The sequence below is a fragment of the Curtobacterium sp. 24E2 genome, from assembly GCF_016925595.1.
Classification (GTDB): Bacteria; Actinomycetota; Actinomycetes; order Actinomycetales; family Microbacteriaceae; genus Curtobacterium.
On sequence record NZ_CP068987.1, the window covers coordinates 1,993,679 to 2,012,303 of the forward strand.

Below are 18,625 nucleotides of genomic sequence, written 5' to 3' on the forward strand. Positions count from 1 at the left end.
CCGGAGACGGGAGGCTGGTGCGGTCCACCCATCGAAGGAGATGCCGTGCCCGCTGCCCCCACCGTCCCGTGGCCGACCGACGGCCTGTCGTTCGGCGGCGACTACAGCCCTGAACAGTGGCCGCGCGAGGTCTGGCTCGAGGACGTCCGCCTGATGCGCGAGGCCGGGGTGAACCTGGTCACGATCGGGGTCTTCTCGTGGGCGCTGCTCGAGCGGTCGCCGGGGAGTACACCTTCGACTGGCTCGACGACGTCATCGCCCTGCTGCACGACAACGGCATCGCGGTGGACCTCGCGACGCCGACCGCCGCTCCGCCGAACTGGCTGTTGACCGCCCACCCCGAGGTGCTGCCGGTGGACGCCACGGAACGTCGCGAGCGCCCCGGTGGACGTCTCGGGTGGTGTGCGGCGTCGATGGTCTTCCGCGAGCACGCCCTGCGGATCGTCGGTGCCCTGGCCGAACGGTACGGGCACCACCCCGCGGTGCGGCTCTGGCACGTGAGCAACGAGCTCGGTGGCGGGAACGGCCGCTGCTACTGCGAGGAGTCGGCAGCGGACTTCCGGCGCTGGCTCGCCGACCGGTACGGGGACGTCGACACCGCGAACGCCGCATGGGGAACGGGGTTCTGGGGACACACCTACACGTCCTTCGACGAGGTCTCACCCCCGCGCGGAGTCGGCGGCGCACCGAACCCCGGCCTCTTCCTGGACTTCGAGCGGTACTCGTCCGACGCCCTGCTCCGGCACTTCGACGCCGAGAAGGCCGTCATCGAGCGGCACTCGGACGTCCCCGTCACGACGAACTTCATGGTCGGTGCGGGATCGCAGGTCGTCGACTACGCCGAGTGGGCGAAGCACGTCGCGATCCCGGCGAACGACCACTACACGCTCGTCGACGACCCGCACCGCGAGCAGGACCTCGCCCTCGCTGCCGACCGGATGCGCGGCATCACCGCCGACCGCGCCCCGTGGTTGCTCATGGAGCACTCGACGGGTGGCCCGAGCTGGCAGCAGCGCAACCGGGCGAAGGAACCGGGCGAGATCCTGCGGAACTCCCTCGTGCACGTCGCCCGCGGGTCCGACGGCGCACTGTTCTTCCAGTGGCGGGCCTCCACCGCAGGGGCCGAGCAGTTCCACTCCGCGATGGTCCCGCACGCCGGCACCCGCACCCGGATCTGGCGCGAGGTCGTCGCGCTCGGCCGGGCACTTCGCGACCTCGCCCCCGTGCAGGGCAGCCGCGTCGAACCGGCCCGGGTCGCGATCGTCGTCGACGAGCCGTCTGGCTGGGCGCTGCAGTCCGGGCTGAAGCCGCACCGGGCACTGCGGTACTCGCGGGAGCTCCGTACCTGGTACGCCGCGTTCCACGACCGGCAGGTGCTCACCGACGTCGTGCCCTCGGACGCCGACCTCGACGGCTACGACGTGGTGGTCGTCCCCACGATGCTGGTCGTCGACGACGCCACCGCCGCACGGATCGCCGCAGTGGTCGACCGCGGCGCGACCCTGATCGTGACCTATCTGTCCGGCGTCGCCGACGAGACCGCCCGCATCCGCACCGGCGGCTACCCGGGCGCGTTCCGGCAGGTGCTCGGCGCCTGGAGCGAGGAGTTCACCCCGCTGCAGCGCGACGAGACCCGCACGCTCGACGACGGCGGCACCGTCACCGACTGGGCCGAGGCCGTCGTGGTCGACGACGCCGACGTCGTGCTCCGGTACACGAACGGGCCGCTCGCGGACCGCGCAGCGGTCACCCGCCGCGCCGTCGGCGGCGGCGCCTGGTACGTGTCCGCGATGCTGCCTGCCCAGAGCACCCAGCGGCTCGTGGACCGGGTCATCGAGGAGCGCGCGCTCCCGCGGACGGTCACCGCGCCTCCCGGCCTGGAGGCGGTGCGCCGCGTCCACGACGACGGATCCGTGTTCCTGTTCCTCGTCAACCACCGCGCGGACGACGTGACGGTCGTCGCGTCCGGTACGGACCTGCTCGACGGCTCCGGCCACGGGCCGGAGACCGTCGTGCCCGCCGGTCGCGTCCGCGTCCTGCGCGAGGAGCGTGCGTCGTGACCGTCGTGGACCGCGAACCGGCGCCGGCGCGCGCACTCGACGGACGGCAGGTGCAGGTCCTGCGCAGCGGCGGGGTGTCGCTCGTGCTGGCGACCGCCGACGACGGGCTGCCCGAGGTGCTGCACTGGGGCCGCGACGTCGGACCCGTCACGGACGGCGACGGCGCCGAAGTGCTGCTCGCGCTCGGACGGCCGCTCGGACCGAGCGCCCTCGACGCGGCCTGGCCACTGACCGTGCTGCCGACCGAACGCGACGGGTGGGAGGGACGACCCGCGATCGCCGGGCACGTCGACGGGCTGCCGCTCGTGCCGCGGTGGCGCGACGTCGAGGTGACCGCGGAGCCGGGCGTGCTGGTCGTGACCGCGGTGTCCGACGAACTGCTGCTGCGGAGCACCTTCCGGCTCGACGCCGCGGGGGTGCTGCGCGTCGGGCACACGGTGACGAACGCCGCCGCCGTGCCCGTGCACCTGCAGGCACTCGAGGCGACGCTGCCCGTGGGCGAACGGGTCGGCGAGGTGCTCGACCTGGCCGGACGCTGGACCCGGGAGCGCACCCCGCAGCGCCGGACCCTGACCGCCGGCAGCCACGCGCGGGAGAGCCGCCGCGGTCGCACCGGCCACGACGCTCCGACGCTGCTCGTGCTCGGCACACCCGGCTTCTCGGACGCCCAGGGTGAGCTGTGGGGCGTGCACCTGGCCTGGAGCGCGGACTCGGTGCACCGGTACGACCTGCTCGCCGAAGCGCGACCGCTGCTCGGCGCCGGGGAACTCCTGCGCGCCGGCGAGGTCGTCCTCGGGCAGGGAGAGTCCTTCGCGGCGCCCGACGCCGTCTTCGTCTGGAGCGACGCCGGGTTGGACGGACTGTCCGACCGGCTGCACGACTCGCTCCGCAGCCGTCCCGGCCACCCGAAGCGCCCCCGGCCGGTGGTGCTCAACACGTGGGAGGCCGTCTACTACGAGCAGGGCCTCGCACCCCTGGTCGCACTGGCCGAGACCGCCGCGGACATCGGCGTCGAGCGGTTCGTGCTCGACGACGGCTGGTTCCTCGGACGGCGCTCGGACTCGACGTCGCTGGGGGACTGGCGCGTCGACCCGACGGTGTGGCCGGACGGCCTCGGGCCGCTCGTCGACCGGGTCCGCGGACTCGGTATGGAGTTCGGGCTGTGGTTCGAGCCCGAGATGGTGAGTCCGGTGTCCGAGCTCGCGGCCGCGCACCCCGAGTGGTTGTTGCAGCGCCCCGAGGACGACGTCCGCACCTGGCGGAACCAGTACGTGCTCGACATGGCGAACCCACTCGCGCGGGCGTACGTGCTCGAGGCGATGTCCGCCGTCATCGGGGCGCACCACGTCGACTTCGTGAAGTGGGACCAGAACCGCGACATCGTACACGCGGTCCACGCCGGACGTGCCGGCATCGACGCGCACACCCGCGGGGTCTGGACGCTGATGGACGCCCTGCGCGCCCGGCACCCGTGGCTCGAGATCGAGGCGTGCGCGAGCGGCGGCGCCCGGGTGGACCTCGGCGTGCTGGAGCGCACGGACCGGGTGTGGCCGTCGGACTCGAACGACGCGTTCGAACGCCTGCCGATCCAGCGCTGGACCGAAGCACTGCTGCCGCTCGAGCTGATCGGCTCGCACGTCGGCCCCGAGGTCTCGCACACCACCGGCCGGCACCTGGACCTGGACTTCCGGATGGCGGTGTCGTTGTTCGGCTCCGCTGGCATCGAGACCGACGTCACCCGACTGGCGCCCGCGGAGCTCGACCGGCTGCGGGCGTGGACGGCGTTGTACAAGCGGGAGCGCGGACTGCTGCACACCGGGCGACTGCGGCACCTGGAGCTCGGCGACCCCGGGCTCGTGGCGACCTCGGTCGTGGCCGTCGACCGGTCGCGGGCGCTGGTGCGGATCGCACGGACCGAGACCGGGCCGCAGTCGCTGCCGGTGCCGCTCCGGATGCGGGGGCTCGACCGCGCGCGGCGCTACCGGCTGGCACCTGTCGCAGGGCTGCGGGTGCCGCACGGGCTCGACATGGTGCCGCCGGCGTGGCTCGTGCGCGGGCACCTGGAGCTGTCGGGCGCGGTGCTCGAGGACGTCGGGGCGCGGCTGCCGCTGCTGGCCCCGGCGACCGCGATCGTGTTCGAGCTGGCCGCCGTCGACTGACCCGACCCTGTCGGCCGCCGCGGTGGTGCAGGCGCGGCCCAGCCGAGCGGGCGAAATGCCCGGGTGCCTGACGTGGGAACCCGGGCATTTCGCCCGCTCGCGGTCCGTGCATGCCGCGCGGGCGATACATCCGGGTGCTCGGCCTGGGAACCCGAGCATTTCGCCCGCTCGCGGATTGCCCGCTCGCCGACAGCACGGTCGGCGAGCGGGCGGCCCGCGTCAGGGAGGAGCGAGCCCGCGTGGCGGAGGACGAGCGGGCCGACGAGCGCCTCGGGGTCGATGCCCGGCGCACCCGTCACCGTGAACGTCACCGACTCGCCGGCCAGCAGGGACACCAGTCCGTCGTCGACCCGAGCGGCCGGGTCCACACGGTCCGGGAACAGCGAGACGTCCCGCGCGTAGGACGTCGCCGTCACCGTGACGACCGCCCCGTCGTCCGTCCCCGTGACCGACGTGGACAGCGGTGTGCGGGCGAGCACCTGGTCGACGACCTCGGCGAAGTCGAACACCGTGCGGGTTCCTGCTCCGGTGACGACGAGCACCTCGGACCCGGCGTCCTCGGGCACCGCGAGTGAGGCCGGCAGCGTGACCCGGTCGGCATCGGCGGGTGCGGCGGCGAGCGAGAACGACGACGAGTCGAGCACCGTGCCGTCGAATGCGACGCGGGAGACCGTGACCACGTCGGTGACCGGCGCCCCGGACGCGTTCACGAGCACGACGTCGAGCCCGCCAGCAGCGCCCGCCGCGTCCGCAGCCCCGGCAGGAGAGGGCTGCACGGTGAGCAACACCGGCTGGTAGGCCTGCCGCACCGCGTACCAGACGGGCTTCCGGATGCCCGCGTGGTCGACCAGCGCCCAGGACACCACGGGCCAGTCGTCGTTGAGCTGCCAGACGATCATCCCGGTGTTGTCGGGCGTGCGGGACCGGAACCACTCCATGCCGAAGCGGATCGCGTGCGCCTGGTTGAGCTGTGACGCCCAGTGCCAGTCCTCGATGCCCGTCGGCGTCGGCAGGTGCCCACGCATGCCGTCGGCGAGCTTCCGGTTGCCCTGGTCGGCCTTCTGGTGCACGAGCATCTCGTGGCCGTCGGGGTCGAGCGGCTCGTCGTGCACCACCGCGGTGAGGGTCGACCAGGCGGGCGGGCCCTGGAACCCGAACTCCGCCACGAACCGCGGGTTCCAGTCGGCGTAGGCGCGGTAGTCGAGCCGGTTCCAGACGTCCCAGATGTGCACGCTGCCGTTCCGCTCGTCGTTCGGCGTCAGGTACTCGTCGAACGAGAACGGGCTGCCCGGCGTGTACGGACGGGTCGGGTCGAGCTCGGCGACGATGGAGGGCAGCAGCGAGCGGTAGTAGCCGTTGCCCCAGGTCCGGCCGACGAGCGACGGCCGCCAGCCCCACTCGGCGTACGCGACGAGGTTCTCGTTGTTGCCGTTCCACACCACGAGCGACGGGTGCGGGCTCAGGCGGGTGACGGCTTCGCGGACCTCGGGCTCGACCTCGTCGGCCAGCCAGGGCTCCTCGGCGTAGGCGGCGCAGGCGAACAGGAAGTCCTGCCAGACGAGCACACCGAGCTCGTCGCAGCGGTCGTACAGGTCGTCGGACTCGTAGATCCCGCCGCCCCAGATGCGGAGCAGGTTGACGTTCGCCTCGATCGCGTCGTCGATCCGGTCGGCGTAGCGCTCGGGCGTCATCCCGGGCAGGTACGCGTGGTCGGGGATCCAGTTCGCGCCCCGCACGATCACCGGCCGGTCGTTCACCCGGAGCAGGAAGGGCGCTCCGCCGGCGTCGGCGGCGGTGTCGAGCGTCACGGTGCGGAACCCGACGCGGCCCGTCCAGACGTCGTCGCCGACCTCGACCCGGACGTCGTACAACGGCTGCTCGCCCTCGCCGCGCGGCCACCAGACGGCGACGTCGGGGACCTCGAGCCGCACGACGGCGGAGCCGTCGACGACGGCGCGCACGCTGGTGACGGACGTCGCGCCCGGCACGGACGGGCGGCCGGGAGGCACGGTGCCGGACCCGACGGGCGTCGCCGCCGCCTCGGTGCCGCTCGCGCCGGGGGCGGGCGTGCTCTGCTCGGCCAGGGCGGCGCCGTGGCCGTCGGCCCCGCCGGGGGTGACGTGCGGATTCAGGGTGACCCGCGCCTCCAGGCCGGCCCGACCGGACACACCTGCGACCGGAGCCGACCCGATGTGCTGGGAGAAGGCCCCGGTGGAACCTGCGGACTCGACGTCGACGTGCGCGGTGAGCACGCCGGTGGTGCGGTCCACGTCGACGAGCGGGCGGACGGCGGCGATGCGGGCGCCGCTCCACGACTCGATGCCGATCGACTTCCAGATGCCGCTCGTGGCGACGTCGATGCCCCAGTCCCAGCCGAAGTTCGACGCGTTCTTGCGGAGCGCGTTGTACGGGTGGTGGTTGACGTGGGGGAGTTCGCCGCCGTGCAGGGCGGACAGCCGCTCGGCCGCGGGCACCGGTGCGTCGAAGGTGATCACGAGCTCGTTCGTGCCCGGGCGCAGCAGGTGCCCGACGGGGAACCGGTACGCGCGGTGCTGGTTCGCGGTGGTGGCGACGACGATGCCGTTCAGCTCGATCGTCGCGAGGGTGTCGAGCCCCTTGGCGACCAGGTCGTGGCGGTCGTCCGTGCTCGTGCCGGACCACGCGAAGGTGCGGCGGTACCGCCACACCGTGTCGCCGATCCACTGGGTCGCGGCCTCGTTGTCGCCGTCGAACGGGTCGGGGATCCGGCCCGCCCGCAGCAGGTCGGTGTGCACGCAGCCGGGGACGATCGCGGCGACCGGCTCCCGGTGTGCATCGGCCAGCGCCGGGCCGTGCACCGCCTCGACCGTCCACGTGCCGTCCAGGGTGGTCCGCTCCATCGCGTCTCCTCAATCGTGACGGGGCCGTGACCCGACCCCTTGACCGCCTTAGTTTACGCGTGTAACAATCACGCTCACAACGTGGATCCTGCGACGACGCAGACCGAGAGGACAACGATGTTCAACCCAACCCGTTCACGGCTCGCCATCGGCGCCGCCGTCCTCCTCGCCGCCGGCCTCGCGCTGAGCGGCTGCAGCGCGAGCGGCAACGCCAGCACGAAGGACGACGCCGCCTCGACCCTGGTCGCCTACACCGGACAGTCCGGCGACTACCAGATCAACTTCAACCCGTGGTCGCCGTCGAACATCGGCGGCGTCGGCACGATCTACGAGTCGCTGTTCTTCATCACCAACGTCAACACGAACGACCCGAAGCCGCTGCTCGGCAAGTCGTACGAGTGGAACACCGACGGCACGCAGCTCACCATCACCCTGCGCGACGGGGCGACCTGGAGCGACGGCGAGCCCTTCACCTCGAAGGACGTCGTGTTCACGCTCGACATGCTCAAGAAGCAGAAGGCCCTGAACTCGATCGGCTACGACGGCACCGCGAAGGCCGACGGCGACTCCAAGGTCGTCGTGACGTTCGACAAGCCGTCGTTCGTGCTCGGCCCGAACCTGCTCGGCAAGACCTGGATCGTGCCCGAGCACCTGTGGAAGGACATCGACCCGACCACCGACGTCGTGCGCGAGCCCGTCGGCACCGGTCCGTACACGCTCGGCACCTTCAAGGCGCAGGCCTTCACCCTCGAGGCGAACAAGAAGTACTGGGACGGCGCCCCGGCCGTGAAGACCATCCGCTACCTGTCGCTCTCCGGCAACACCGCCGGCGCCGACGCGCTCAAGCAGGGCTCGATCGACTGGCAGACCGGCCCGGTGCCGAACATGGACGACATCGCCGGCAACTACAACGGCTACGACGGCATCACCGTCGGCCAGAACCAGATGGCGCTGCTCACCTGCGCGAACACCGACCTCGGCTGCACCGGCCCGCAGACCGACCCGGCCGTGCGCCACGCCATCGCCGACGCGATCAACCGCAAGCAGCTCAACTCGCTGGCGTTCGAGAACACCGCGAGCGAGATCTCGCCGACCTTCGCGCTCACCACGACGCAGAAGGACACGATCTCGAAGGACATCGAGCCGGCCGTGATGCCGGAGACCGCCGACAAGGCCGCCGCCGCGTCGTCGCTCGAGGGCGCCGGGTGGAAGAAAGGCGCCGACGGCATCTACGTGAAGGACGGCAAGAAGCTGTCGCTGACCGTCGAGGTCGTCACCGGCTGGACCGACTACATCACCGCGATCGACACGATGACGCAGCAGCTCAAGGCCGCGGGCATCGAGCTCAAGGCGCAGCAGTCGTCGTGGAACGAGTGGACCGACAAGAAGACCAAGGGCAACTTCGAACTCGCGATCGACTCGCTCGGTCAGGGCCCGACGGCGAACCCGTACTACCTGTACAACAATTACTTCACGACGGCGAACACCGCGAAGGTCGGCGCAGCAGCCCCGATGAACATCTCGCGGTACAGCAACCCCGACGTCGACAAGGCCATCGCGAAGCTCGCCACGATCAACCCCGAGGACACCGCCGCCACGCAGCCGGAACTCGACACGATCCAGCAGCACATCGTCGAGGACCTGCCGTACATCCCCGTGATGACCGGCGGCACGACGAGTGAGTTCCACGCGGCGAAGTTCACCGGCTGGCCCACGAAGGACGACCTCTACGCCTTCCCGGCGGTCTGGGCGAGCCCGGACAACGCCGAGATCTTCAAGGCACTGAAGCCGGCGAAGGGCTGACCACGATGGGATCGCGACCGAGGAGCACTCGACGATGACCTACTTCCTGCGCAAGATCGGCTTCTACATCGTCGCCCTGTGGGCGGCACTGACGCTGAACTTCATCATCCCGCGGCTGCTGCCCGGGAACCCGGTGGACATCCTGCTCGCCAAGCTCCAGCAGCGCGGCGGGCAGGTGACCCCGGCGACACGGCAGGCGTACGAGCTGCTCCTCGGTGGCGATTCCTCGGAGCCGCTGATCTCCCAGTACGGCCACTACCTGGTCAACGTGTTCCGCGGTGACCTCGGGGTGTCCGTCAGCTACTTCCCGGCCCCCGTCACCGAGGTCATCGCGAGGCTCGCTGCCGTGGACCATCGCCCTGGTCGGCATCGCCACCATCCTGGCTGCCATCATCGGCGTCGGCCTCGGCGCCTTCGTCGGCTGGCGTCCGGGCACCTGGCTCGACTCGTTCGTGCCGGCAACCACCCTGCTCGCCGCGGTGCCGTACTTCTGGCTCGCGCTGATCCTGGTGTACTTCTTCGCCACCGGCATCCACCTGTTCCCGGCGCAGGGCGGCTACGACGTCATCCTGACCCCCGGGTTCAACTGGGACTTCATCGCCTCGGCGATCCAGTACGGGGTGCTGCCCGCCGTGACGATCGTGCTCGCATCGCTGGGCGGCTGGCTGCTCGGCATGCGCAACATGATGGTGTCGACGCTGTCCGAGGACTACATCACCACCGCCCAGGCCAAGGGGCTGTCCGACGGCAAGATCCTGCGGAACTACGCCGCCCGGAACGCCGTGCTGCCCTCGGTCGCCGGCTTCGCGATCTCCCTCGGGTTCATCGTGTCCGGCTCCGTCGTCACCGAGCAGGTGTTCTCGTACCCGGGCATCGGGTCGAAGCTGCTGTCCGCCGTGACCAACAACGACTACGCGCTCATGCAGGGGATCTTCCTGTTCATCACCCTGGCGGTCCTCGGCGCGAACCTCGTCGTCGACCTGCTGTACGGGCTCATCGACCCGCGGACGCGGGCGCGGAGCTAGGGAGGACACGCCATGACCAACATCCAGCAGGACACCGAACCCACCATCGGCGCACTCGCCGAGGAAGCCGACGCCGGGTCGACGCGGAGCATCGCCACGGCCCGAGCGACACGACCGAAGGGCGGCATCCGCCGTTTTCTGCCGACCCTGACCCCGTGGCTCGTCACGGGCATCGCCCTCGTCGCCGGCGTCACGTTGTTCGGCGTCGTCGGGCCGCTGCTCGTCGGCGACCCGACCACCATCCGCGACTCCGGACTGCAGGGACCGAGCGGCGAGAACCTGCTCGGGACGACCCAGACCGGGCAGGACGTCCTCGCGCAGCTCGCCTACGCCACCCGCGGCAGCCTGCAGATCGGCCTGATCGTCGGCGTGCTCGCCACGGTGCTGTCGGCGTTCTTCGGGATCCTCGGCGCCTACCTGGGCGGGATCATGGACGAGGCGTTCTCGCTGTTCTCGAACGTGTTCCTCGTCATCCCCGGTCTGCCGCTCGTCATCGTCATCTCCGGCCTGGTCCCGCGCGAGGCCCGCGGGCTGTGGACCATCGCCGTCGTCCTCGCGATCACGTCGTGGGCCGGGTCCGCCCGGGTCCTGCGGGCGCAGACGATGTCGATCCGCAACCGCGACTACGTCTCCGCCGCCCGGGTCGCCGGCGAACGACCCTGGCGGGTCATCGCCGTCGAGATCCTGCCGAACCTGCTGCCCGTCCTGGCGTCGCAGTTCGTGTTCGCGGTGATCGCCGCGATCCTCGGGGAAGCGGGGTTGTCCTTCCTCGGCCTCGGGGCGTCGAACTCGTCGACGCTCGGCACGATGCTCTTCTACGCCCAGAACGGCTTCGCGCTGGCGAACGGCGCCTGGTGGTGGTTCGTGCCGCCCGGCCTGCTCATCGCCCTGCTCGGCATGGGCCTGTCCCTGGTGAACTTCTCGATCGACGAGGTCATCAACCCGCGGCTCGCGAACGTGCGTGCCCAGCGGCGGCGCGAACGTCGCGCCAAGCGGGCCGCCCGCGCCTCGCGGTCCGCACGCACCACGAAGGAGTTCGTCCGATGAGTGCCGAAGCCGTGCTGACGATCGACCACCTCGACGTCGTCTACGAGACCGAACACCCCGTGCACGCCGTCAAGGACGTGTCACTCACCCTGGCCCCCGGCGAGATCCTCGGGCTCGCCGGGGAGTCCGGCTGCGGCAAGACGACCCTGGCCTACGCGATCACCCGGCTGCACCGACCGCCGGCGAAGGTCGCCTCGGGCAGCATCACGTTCCACGACCGCGACGGCACCGACATCGACCTGCTCGGGCTGCCGCACGAGCAGCTGCGGGCCGTGCGCTGGTCGAAGCTGTCGATGGTGTTCCAGGGCGCGATGAACGCCCTCAACCCGGTCACCACCATCCGGGCGCAGCTCGACGACGCCCTGAAGGAACACCGGCGCGACCTGGGCCGCAAGGAACGGCGCGCGATCGCCGAGGACGCCCTGAGCCGCGTCGGTGTCGACCCGTCTCGCATCACCGCGTACCCGCACGAGCTGTCCGGTGGCATGCGGCAGCGCGTGATGATCGCGATGGCGATGCTGCTCGAACCGCAGATCATGATCATGGACGAGCCCACCACCGCGCTCGACGTCGTGGTGCAGCGCGAGATCCTGCGCGAGATCGTCCGACTGCGCGACGAGCTCGGGTTCGCCGTGGTCTTCATCACGCACGACCTGCCGCTGCTGCTCGAGATCAGCGACCGCATCGCGATCATGCTGCGCGGCGAGGTCGTCGAGTGCGACCGGGCCTCGGTCATCCAGCACGACCCGAAGCACCCGTACACGCAGAAGCTGCTGCAGTCGTTCCCGAGCCTGTCGGGGAGCGCGGCGCGTTCATCCGCTCCGGCGTCGACGACCACGCGGCCGCAGTCCACGAGGAGATCCGATGACCAGCGTGACCGTCAGCCACCTCGGCAAGGACTTTCACACCCGCAAGGGCCTGAAGCGCACCACCTTGCACGCCGTCGACGACGTGTCGTTCGAGCTGCTGCCCGGGAAGACCGTGGCGTTGGTGGGTGAGTCCGGATCGGGCAAGTCCACCATCGCCCGGATGCTCGCCAAGCTCGAGAGCACCACCCGCGGCACGATCGACGTGCAGCTCGAGGACGGCACCCCCGTCGTCGGCAGCATGTACCGCCGGCACGTGCAGATGGTGTTCCAGGACCCCTTCGCCTCGCTCAACCCGTTCCACTCGATCGAGCACCACATCGCCCGGCCGCTCCAGCTGCACCACCGAGCCCGGGGCGCCGACGAGACCGCCGAGAAGGTGCGGGAACTGCTCGGCCGGGTGAACCTCGACGAGGACTTCGCGAGCCGCCGCCCGCATGAGCTCTCCGGCGGACAGCGGCAGCGCGTCGCGATCGCCCGCGCACTCGCCCCCGGCGCCCAGGTGCTCATCGCCGACGAACCGGTGTCGATGCTCGACGTGTCGATCCGGCTCAGCGTGCTCAACCTGATGGGCCGACTGCAGCGTGAGGACCACCTCGCCGTGCTCTACATCACGCACGACCTGGCGACCGCACGGCACTTCTCCGACGAGATCCTGGTGCTCTACCGCGGCCGGGTCGTCGAACGCGGGCCGTCCGACGCCGTGATCCTCGACCCGCAGCACGACTACACCCGGCTGCTCGCCGAGGCCGCCCCCGACCCGGAGCGCATCGACCGCAAGGTCACCTCCGGCAGCGCCCTCGACCGCTCGAAGATCGACAACACCACCTGCTACGACCACGGTGTCGGGGCGTGGGTGTCGAGCGAGCCGGCACCGGTCGGCGCACGGTGAGCGGAGCCTTCGCCGACTGGGTCACCCCGGGGTTCTCGGCACGGTTCCGGATCGGCGACGACCAGCCCGCCGCGCTCGTGTCGTTCGTGGCGGCCGGCGGAGCGCTCGCCGACGGACCCGATGATCCGCAGCCGCTGGTCGAGCTGACCACCGTCGGGCACGGGCGGTTCCCGGGCGGGTTCCGGCACGTGGACTCCACGATCGGGGCGCGACTGCGACCCGTTTCGTGGCGTGTGTCCGACGACGCGACCGATCCGTGGTTCCGGATCGTGCAGGCGGACGCGGCCACGGGCCTCCAGGTCGAATCGGTGTTCCGGGCGCGAGCCGACGTCCCGGGCTTCCAGACGTGGACCGAGGTGTCCGCCGATGACGGCGAGCACGTCGTGGACTTCGTGTCGTCGTTCGCGACCGGGGCGTTCCTGAACGACTCCGGCGTCGGCGTCGACGACCTGGCCCTCGTGCACGCGGACAACGACTGGGCGGCCGAGAGCCGGTGGCGGACCGATCCGCTGCGGTCGATCGGACTCGCAGCCATCGACCGCGAGGCGCAGCACCACCCGCCCCGCAGCCGCGCCGTCGTGCAGAACCGGGGATCGTGGTCGACGGGCGAGGCGCTGCCGATCGGCGTGCTGACGCCTGCTGCATCCGCTGGTGCCGGGCCCTACGCGCTCGGCTGGCAGGTCGAGCACAACGGGCCGTGGCTGTACGAGCTCGGCGAGACCCGGCGGCACGCGTACGTGCTGCTGAGCGGGCCGACCGACCAGGAGCACCAGTGGACGGCCGTCGTGGCTCCGGGGCAGCCGTTCGTGTCCGTGCCGGTGTCGGTCGGGATCGCCGGTTCGGTCGGTGGCGCGTTCGAGGTGCTCACGGCGCAGCGTCGGGCGTTCCGGCACGTGCGCGAGGCCGATCGAGCCCTGCCGCTCGTGTTCAACGACTACATGAACACGCTCATGGGCGACCCGACCACCGAGAAGCTGCTGCCGTTGATCGACGCCGCCGCCGACGCCGGAGCGGACCTGTTCTGCATCGATGCCGGCTGGTACGCCGAGGGGCACTGGTGGGACACCGTCGGGGCCTGGGAGGAAGCCGCGTCGCGGTTCCCGACCGGGCTCGGGTTCGTCATCGACCACATCCGGTCGCGGGGGATGCAGGCCGGGCTGTGGCTCGAGCCCGAGGTCATCGGCATCCACTCGCCGCTGGCCGCGACCCTGCCGGACGACGCCTTCGTGCACCACCACGGTGTGCGGGTCGCCGAGCACGGACGGCACCTGCTCGACCTCCGGTCACCGGCCGCGCGGGCGCACCTCGACGCGGTCGTCGATCGACTCGTCGGGTCGCTCGGGGTCAGCTTCTTCAAGATGGACTACAACACGATGACGGGGCCGTGGGACGGTTCGGTCTCGGCTGGCAGAGCGCTGCTCGACTGGCTCGACGACGTGCAGGCCCGGTACCCGTCGCTGCTCATCGAGAACTGCGCCTCGGGAGCGATGCGCGCCGATCCCGCGATGCTGTCCCGGTTGCACATGCAGTCCACCTCGGACCAGCAGGACCCGGTGCTGTCGGCCTCGATCGTCGCTGCTGCCCCCGCCGCGATGCTGCCCGAGCAGGCCGGCAACTGGGCGTACCCGGCGCCGTCGATGTCGCCCGACCTGTTCGAGCTGTCGCTCGTGAACGGGGTGCTCGGGCGGATGTACCTGTCGGGCTACCTCAATTCGATGAGCACATCGCAGCGGGCGGTCGTGCGTGCTGCGATCGAAGCCCACCGGACAGTGCTCGAGGTCATCGAATCGTCGGTGCCGGTGTGGCCGCTCGGGTTGCCGGCCTGGGAGGACCCGTGGCTCGCGCTCGGCTTGCGGGCGGCGTCGGGCGATCTGTACTTGTCGGTGTGGTCGCTGCCCGGTGCATCGGGGTCGGTGTCGTTGCCGCTGCCGGGCTTCGCCGGGCAGGCGGTCGTCGTCGAGCCGCTGTTCCCGACGGCGCTCGGGTCGTGGTCCGTGGCGTGGGACGCCGCCTCGGGCTCGCTCGAGGTCGCGAACGGCGGGGCGACCCCCACAGCGCGGGTGCTCCGCGTCCGACCGGAGGGGGCGGGCGCGGAGCACTGAGCGGGGCGCGCGTCGATGGCAGCGGGGCGCGTCACATGGTGAGCAGAAATGGTCGGGTGGCTCTGGTGCACCCGACCATTTCTGCTCACGAAGCGCACTGGGGGATCAGGGGAGCAGGCGGAGCTCCATCGCGCGGGTCACGGCACGGGTGCGGTCGTTGACGCCGAGCTTCTCGAACACGTGACCGAGGTGCGTCTTCACCGTCGTCTCGCTGAGGAACAGGGCGCGGCCGATCGCCGGGTTCGAGTTGCCCTGGGCGACGAGCTGCAGGACCTCGAGCTCGCGCGGGGTCAGCGACGGGCCAGTCGGGATCCCACCGGTGGCACGCCTGACGAGCGCAGCCGCGGCCGAGGGCGCAAGCGCGGTCTCGCCCCGCGCGGTCGCCCGCACCCCGGCGAGGATCTCGGACTCCGGAGCGGCCTTGAGCAGGTAGCCGGTGGCGCCGGCCTCGATCGCCGCGAGGATCTGGTCGTCGGACTCGTACGTCGTCAGGATCAGGACACGGACGCCCGGCTCAGCCGCGAGGATCGCCGCCGTCGCCGCATCCCCGTCGAGTTCGGGCATCCGCAGGTCCATCAGCACGACGTCGGGGCGCTCGGCCAGCACGACGGACACCGCTGCACGGCCGTCGCTGGCCTGCCCTACCACGTCGATGTCGTCGGCGTCCTGCAACAGCGCGACGATGCCCGAGCGGACGATCGGGTGGTCGTCGGCGACCACGACGCGGATCACCGGGTCACCTCCGCCACGGGGTGGCGAACGGCGGACGGGAGGCCCGGTGCGGCTCCGGTGGGCAGGGTCGCCTCGACGACGGTGCCCCGGCCCAGGGCGCTCGTGATCGTGCAGGTGCCGCCAGCGAGGGCGAGGCGCTCCCGTAACCCGCGCAGCCCGTGCCCGGCCGTCGGCTGCTCGGGGTCGAACCCGGTGCCGTCGTCGGTGATCCGCAGCACGGTCTGACCGTCCTCGGCGAGCAGACGGACCTGCGCCGAGGCGGAGCCGGCGTGCGCGCGGACGTTCGAGAGGGCCTCTTGCGCGACCCGCAGCAGGACGACCTGCGCATCACGATCGAGCACGCAGTCGGCCGCGTCGACCGTGACGACCGCGCCGGTCTCGCGGGTGTGCCGTTCGGCCAGGCGGTGGAGGGCGCCGGCGAGGCTGTCGCGGGTCATGCCGGCGGCTCCGGCGGCGACGAGGGTGCGGGATTCCTCGAGGGCGGCGCGGGCGGACTCCTCGAGGACGGTGAGTCGTTCCTCGAGCGCCTCGGAGCGGTCGTTCGCCAGGTCGCCGCGGGCCCGTTCGGTGAGCATGACGATGCCGGCGAGGTTCTGTGCGACGGTGTCGTGGATCTCGCGGGCCAGGCGCTCCCGTTCGCTCGCGATGCCCGCCGTGCGGTTCGCGTCGGCGAGGGACTGCTGGGTGGCGCGGAGTTCCTCGACGAGCTGGCGGCGCTCCTCGGACAGACCGGCGACACTCGAGATCCACACGCCCATCGCGCAGGCACCGATCACGCTGATGCCCTCGATGAGCAGGGTGCTGACGAGGGCGTCCGGGCCCTCGGAGACCTGCAGGCCGATGCCGCTCGCGACGCCGACCGCGATGGACAACAGGACCGCGGTGCGGACCCGCTCGGACTGCACCCAGACCAGCGGGAACACGATGCACTGCACGAACGCGGTGCTCGGGACGACGGCCGGCAGCACCAGGGCGGCGACGATGACGAGCGGCAGGAACGCGGCGGCGGCTCGGGGGTGTCGTAGCCGCGGTGCCCGTACGCGATGTACGCCACGACGAGGACCACCACAGCGAGGTACGCGGGCCAGCGGGCCGACCACGGGGACCAGCCCAGCGCGGTGATTACGGCGGTGAGGAGCATCGTGCCCGCGAAGAAGACGTGCAACCACCGGCCCCGCACCCACGTCTCCCCGCTCATGACGACAGCATCCCATCGATGCAGCACCGCGGAGCGGTTCTCCACAGGCCCCATCACGCGTCCTTGGGATTCCAGCGGAACGTGAGCAGGCAGGCCACCGTGCCCAGGACCAGCCACGCTGCCAACACGAGGGCTCCGAGGCCGAGGTGCCACGCGCCTCCCGGCTCACCCGACTCGAACGCACCGGGCAGGAAGACGGACCGCATTCCGGACGCCATCCAGCGCAGGGGGAAGACGGAGGCGACGTCCTGCAACCAGGTGGGGAGCTGCGTGAAGGGCAGGTAGACGCCGGAGATGAACTGCAGCACCAGCACGATCGGGACGATGGTGGCGGTGGCGCGGCGGCCCTCGCGGGGAGCGCCGAGACCGCGATGCCGAGGACGCAGCTGGTGGCGATGCCGAGGACCATCACGCCGGCGAAGACGCCCCAGTTGCTCGCGGCGGTCGGCAGGTCGACGCCGAACACCAGGCTCGCGATCGCCAGCAGCAGGGCGGTCTGCACGAGCGTGGTGACGAGGACCATGCCGATCTTGCCGACGAAGTACGACAGGACGGGCAGTGGTGTGCCGCCGAGTCGCTTCAGCGTGCCGTCGCTGCGTTCGGTGGCGATGTCGACACCGAGGGCCTGCGTGCCGGAGAGCAGGATGCCCGTCGCGACCAGGCCGGGCAGGTAGTAGGTGGCGTAGTCGACGCTGACGTCGGGGCCGGCCTGGATGTCGGCGGCGCCGGAGAACGCCACCGAGAACAGCGCCAGCATGATCATCGGGAACAGGAAGGTGAAGAAGACCGCGTCGGGAGCGCGGAAGTAGGTGCGGATCTCGTACGAGATACGGCTCGTCGCTGTCTTCATTTCTGTCCCACCATGTCGAGGTAGACGTCCTCGAGGGACGGGCGGATGACTTCGAGGTCGTGCATGGGTGTGCTGCTGCTGCGGATGAGCGCTGTCGGGTCGGTGGTGCGCTCGTCGTGGCGTTCGCCGCCGTCGTCGCGCCAGCGGACCCGGGGCGTGCGGGCCTCGGTGCCGCCGATCTCGTCGATGGGTGCGAGGTCGAGGAGCTTCCCGTCGGCGATCACCGCTGCCCGGTCGGCGAGCTGGGCGGCTTCGTCGAGGTAGTGCGTGGTGAGCAGGATCGTCGTGCCCTCGTGCTGCACCTGGCGCAGGAGGTCCCAGAACTGCCGGCGGGCCTCGGGGTCGAAGCCCGTGGTCGGTTCGTCGAGGAACAGGACCTCGGGGCGGCCGATGATGCCGAGGGCGACGTCGACGCGGCGGCGCTGGCCACCCGACAGGCGGCTGATGCGGGTGTTGCGCTGCGTCTCGAGCCCCGTCGCGGTGAGGAGCTCCTCGACGCTGCGGTGCTTCGGGTACAGCGTCGCGAAGTGGTTCAGCTGCTCGGCGACGGTGACGTTCGGGGACTCCGCGCTGGTCTGCAGGACGATGCCGATGCGTGCGTTGTGGCTGCGGCTCGTCCGTGCCGGGTCGTGGCCGAGGACACGGACCTCGCCGGCGGTGCGGGAGCGGTACCCCTCGAGGATCTCGACCGTCGTGGACTTGCCGGCACCGTTGGGGCCGAGGAGGGCGAAGGTCTCCCCGCGTTCGATCGTGAAGGAGACGTCGTCCACGGCACGTTTGCCGGTGGCGTACTGCTTGCCGAGGTGCTGGACCTCGATGGCGGGGGACTCGGGCATGGGTCCAGCTTCGCCGCCCGGTCGCGGTGGGGGATCGGCCGGGGCGGTGGTCTCGGCATCGTCCGATCGGGGGATGGTGCCGGACCGGAGGCACGGTGCGGGTCGGTCGTCCACAGGCCACTCCGCGGGTGGTTGTGTCCGGCAACTCTCTGATATGTTGCGTCCGGGGATGTGGC

At 71.3% G+C, this 18,625-nt stretch carries 9 protein-coding genes and 5 pseudogenes; 9 read left to right on the forward strand and 5 right to left on the reverse strand.

Features of this window, described 5'->3' with window-relative positions:
• Positions 1-153: 153 nt before the first annotated feature.
• From JN350_RS09950 to JN350_RS09955, 3 genes and pseudogenes are all read left to right on the forward strand, one after another.
• Positions 154-1,790, forward strand: a pseudogene (locus JN350_RS09950) (beta-galactosidase); the annotation flags it as partial.
• Positions 1,791-2,060 (forward strand): Beta-galactosidase C-terminal domain, encoded by a 270-nt coding sequence (locus tag JN350_RS19370; RefSeq protein ID WP_240347712.1) that lies wholly within the window; start codon positions 1,791-1,793, stop codon positions 2,058-2,060.
• On the forward strand, positions 2,057-4,219 hold the full coding sequence (locus JN350_RS09955) for an alpha-galactosidase (RefSeq protein ID WP_461962828.1): 2,163 nt from the start codon (positions 2,057-2,059) through the stop codon (positions 4,217-4,219). Before JN350_RS19370 ends, JN350_RS09955 begins: the two co-directional genes overlap by 4 nt.
• Positions 4,220-6,561: 2,342 nt before the next feature.
• On the opposite strand, the pseudogene JN350_RS20830 reads toward JN350_RS09955, so the two are convergent.
• A pseudogene (locus tag JN350_RS20830) lies at positions 6,562-7,098 on the reverse strand (glycosyl hydrolase 2 galactose-binding domain-containing protein); the annotation flags it as partial.
• A gap of 117 nt (positions 7,099-7,215) precedes the next feature.
• Here JN350_RS20830 and JN350_RS09960 point away from each other — a divergent pair.
• From JN350_RS09960 to JN350_RS09985, 6 genes and pseudogenes are all read left to right on the forward strand, one after another.
• The gene (locus tag JN350_RS09960; protein WP_205462082.1) at positions 7,216-8,901 is read left to right on the forward strand and encodes an ABC transporter substrate-binding protein; all 1,686 of its coding nucleotides are present in this window, start codon (positions 7,216-7,218) and stop codon (positions 8,899-8,901) included.
• Positions 8,902-8,935: 34 nt separating this feature from the next.
• A pseudogene (locus JN350_RS09965) lies at positions 8,936-9,926 on the forward strand (ABC transporter permease).
• Positions 9,927-9,938: 12 nt separating this feature from the next.
• The gene (locus tag JN350_RS09970; protein WP_205462083.1) at positions 9,939-10,973 is read left to right on the forward strand and encodes an ABC transporter permease; all 1,035 of its coding nucleotides are present in this window, start codon (positions 9,939-9,941) and stop codon (positions 10,971-10,973) included.
• Positions 10,970-11,841 (forward strand): annotated as a pseudogene (locus JN350_RS09975) (ABC transporter ATP-binding protein). Before JN350_RS09970 ends, JN350_RS09975 begins: the two are co-directional and overlap by 4 nt.
• A complete protein-coding gene (locus JN350_RS09980) occupies positions 11,838-12,731 on the forward strand; it encodes an ABC transporter ATP-binding protein (RefSeq protein ID WP_240347248.1) in 894 nt (297 codons plus the stop codon). Before JN350_RS09975 ends, JN350_RS09980 begins: the two are co-directional and overlap by 4 nt.
• The gene (locus JN350_RS09985; protein ID WP_205462085.1) at positions 12,692-14,833 is read left to right on the forward strand and encodes a glycoside hydrolase family 36 protein; all 2,142 of its coding nucleotides are present in this window, start codon (positions 12,692-12,694) and stop codon (positions 14,831-14,833) included. The genes JN350_RS09980 and JN350_RS09985 overlap by 40 nt, the downstream gene beginning before the upstream one ends.
• 105 nt (positions 14,834-14,938) lie before the next feature.
• Here JN350_RS09985 and JN350_RS09990 read toward each other — a convergent pair whose 3' ends face one another.
• From JN350_RS09990 to JN350_RS10005, 4 genes and pseudogenes are all read right to left on the reverse strand, one after another.
• Positions 14,939-15,565: a response regulator transcription factor gene (locus JN350_RS09990; RefSeq protein ID WP_205462086.1), complete on the reverse strand. Its 627-nt coding sequence runs from the start codon at positions 15,563-15,565 to the stop codon at positions 14,939-14,941.
• Positions 15,562-16,779, reverse strand: a complete 1,218-nt coding sequence (locus tag JN350_RS20835; RefSeq protein ID WP_461962831.1) for a sensor histidine kinase — start codon at positions 16,777-16,779, stop codon at positions 15,562-15,564. The genes JN350_RS09990 and JN350_RS20835 overlap by 4 nt, the downstream gene beginning before the upstream one ends.
• A 37-nt stretch (positions 16,780-16,816) precedes the next feature.
• A pseudogene (locus JN350_RS10000) lies at positions 16,817-17,613 on the reverse strand (ABC transporter permease).
• Positions 17,610-18,449 carry an ABC transporter ATP-binding protein gene (locus JN350_RS10005; protein WP_240347249.1) on the reverse strand — a complete coding sequence of 280 codons (840 nt, stop codon included), beginning with the start codon at positions 18,447-18,449 and terminating at the stop codon, positions 17,610-17,612. The pseudogene JN350_RS10000 and the gene JN350_RS10005 overlap by 4 nt, the downstream one beginning before the upstream one ends.
• Between the last annotated feature and the right edge of the window lie 176 nt (positions 18,450-18,625).

What these genes read in the sequence shown, in the direction of transcription:
- JN350_RS10005 (WP_240347249.1), bottom strand. Translation starts at nt 18,449, where the DNA reads ATGCCCGAGTCCCCCGCCATCGAGGTCCAGCACCTCGGCAAGCAGTAC.
- JN350_RS20835 (WP_461962831.1), bottom strand. Translation starts at nt 16,779, where the DNA reads ATGGGATGCTGTCGTCATGAGCGGGGAGACGTGGGTGCGGGGCCGGTG.
- JN350_RS19370 (WP_240347712.1), top strand. Translation starts at nt 1,791, where the DNA reads ATGCTGCCTGCCCAGAGCACCCAGCGGCTCGTGGACCGGGTCATCGAG.
- JN350_RS09960 (WP_205462082.1), top strand. Translation starts at nt 7,216, where the DNA reads ATGTTCAACCCAACCCGTTCACGGCTCGCCATCGGCGCCGCCGTCCTC.
- JN350_RS09970 (WP_205462083.1), top strand. Translation starts at nt 9,939, where the DNA reads ATGACCAACATCCAGCAGGACACCGAACCCACCATCGGCGCACTCGCC.
- JN350_RS09980 (WP_240347248.1), top strand. Translation starts at nt 11,838, where the DNA reads ATGACCAGCGTGACCGTCAGCCACCTCGGCAAGGACTTTCACACCCGC.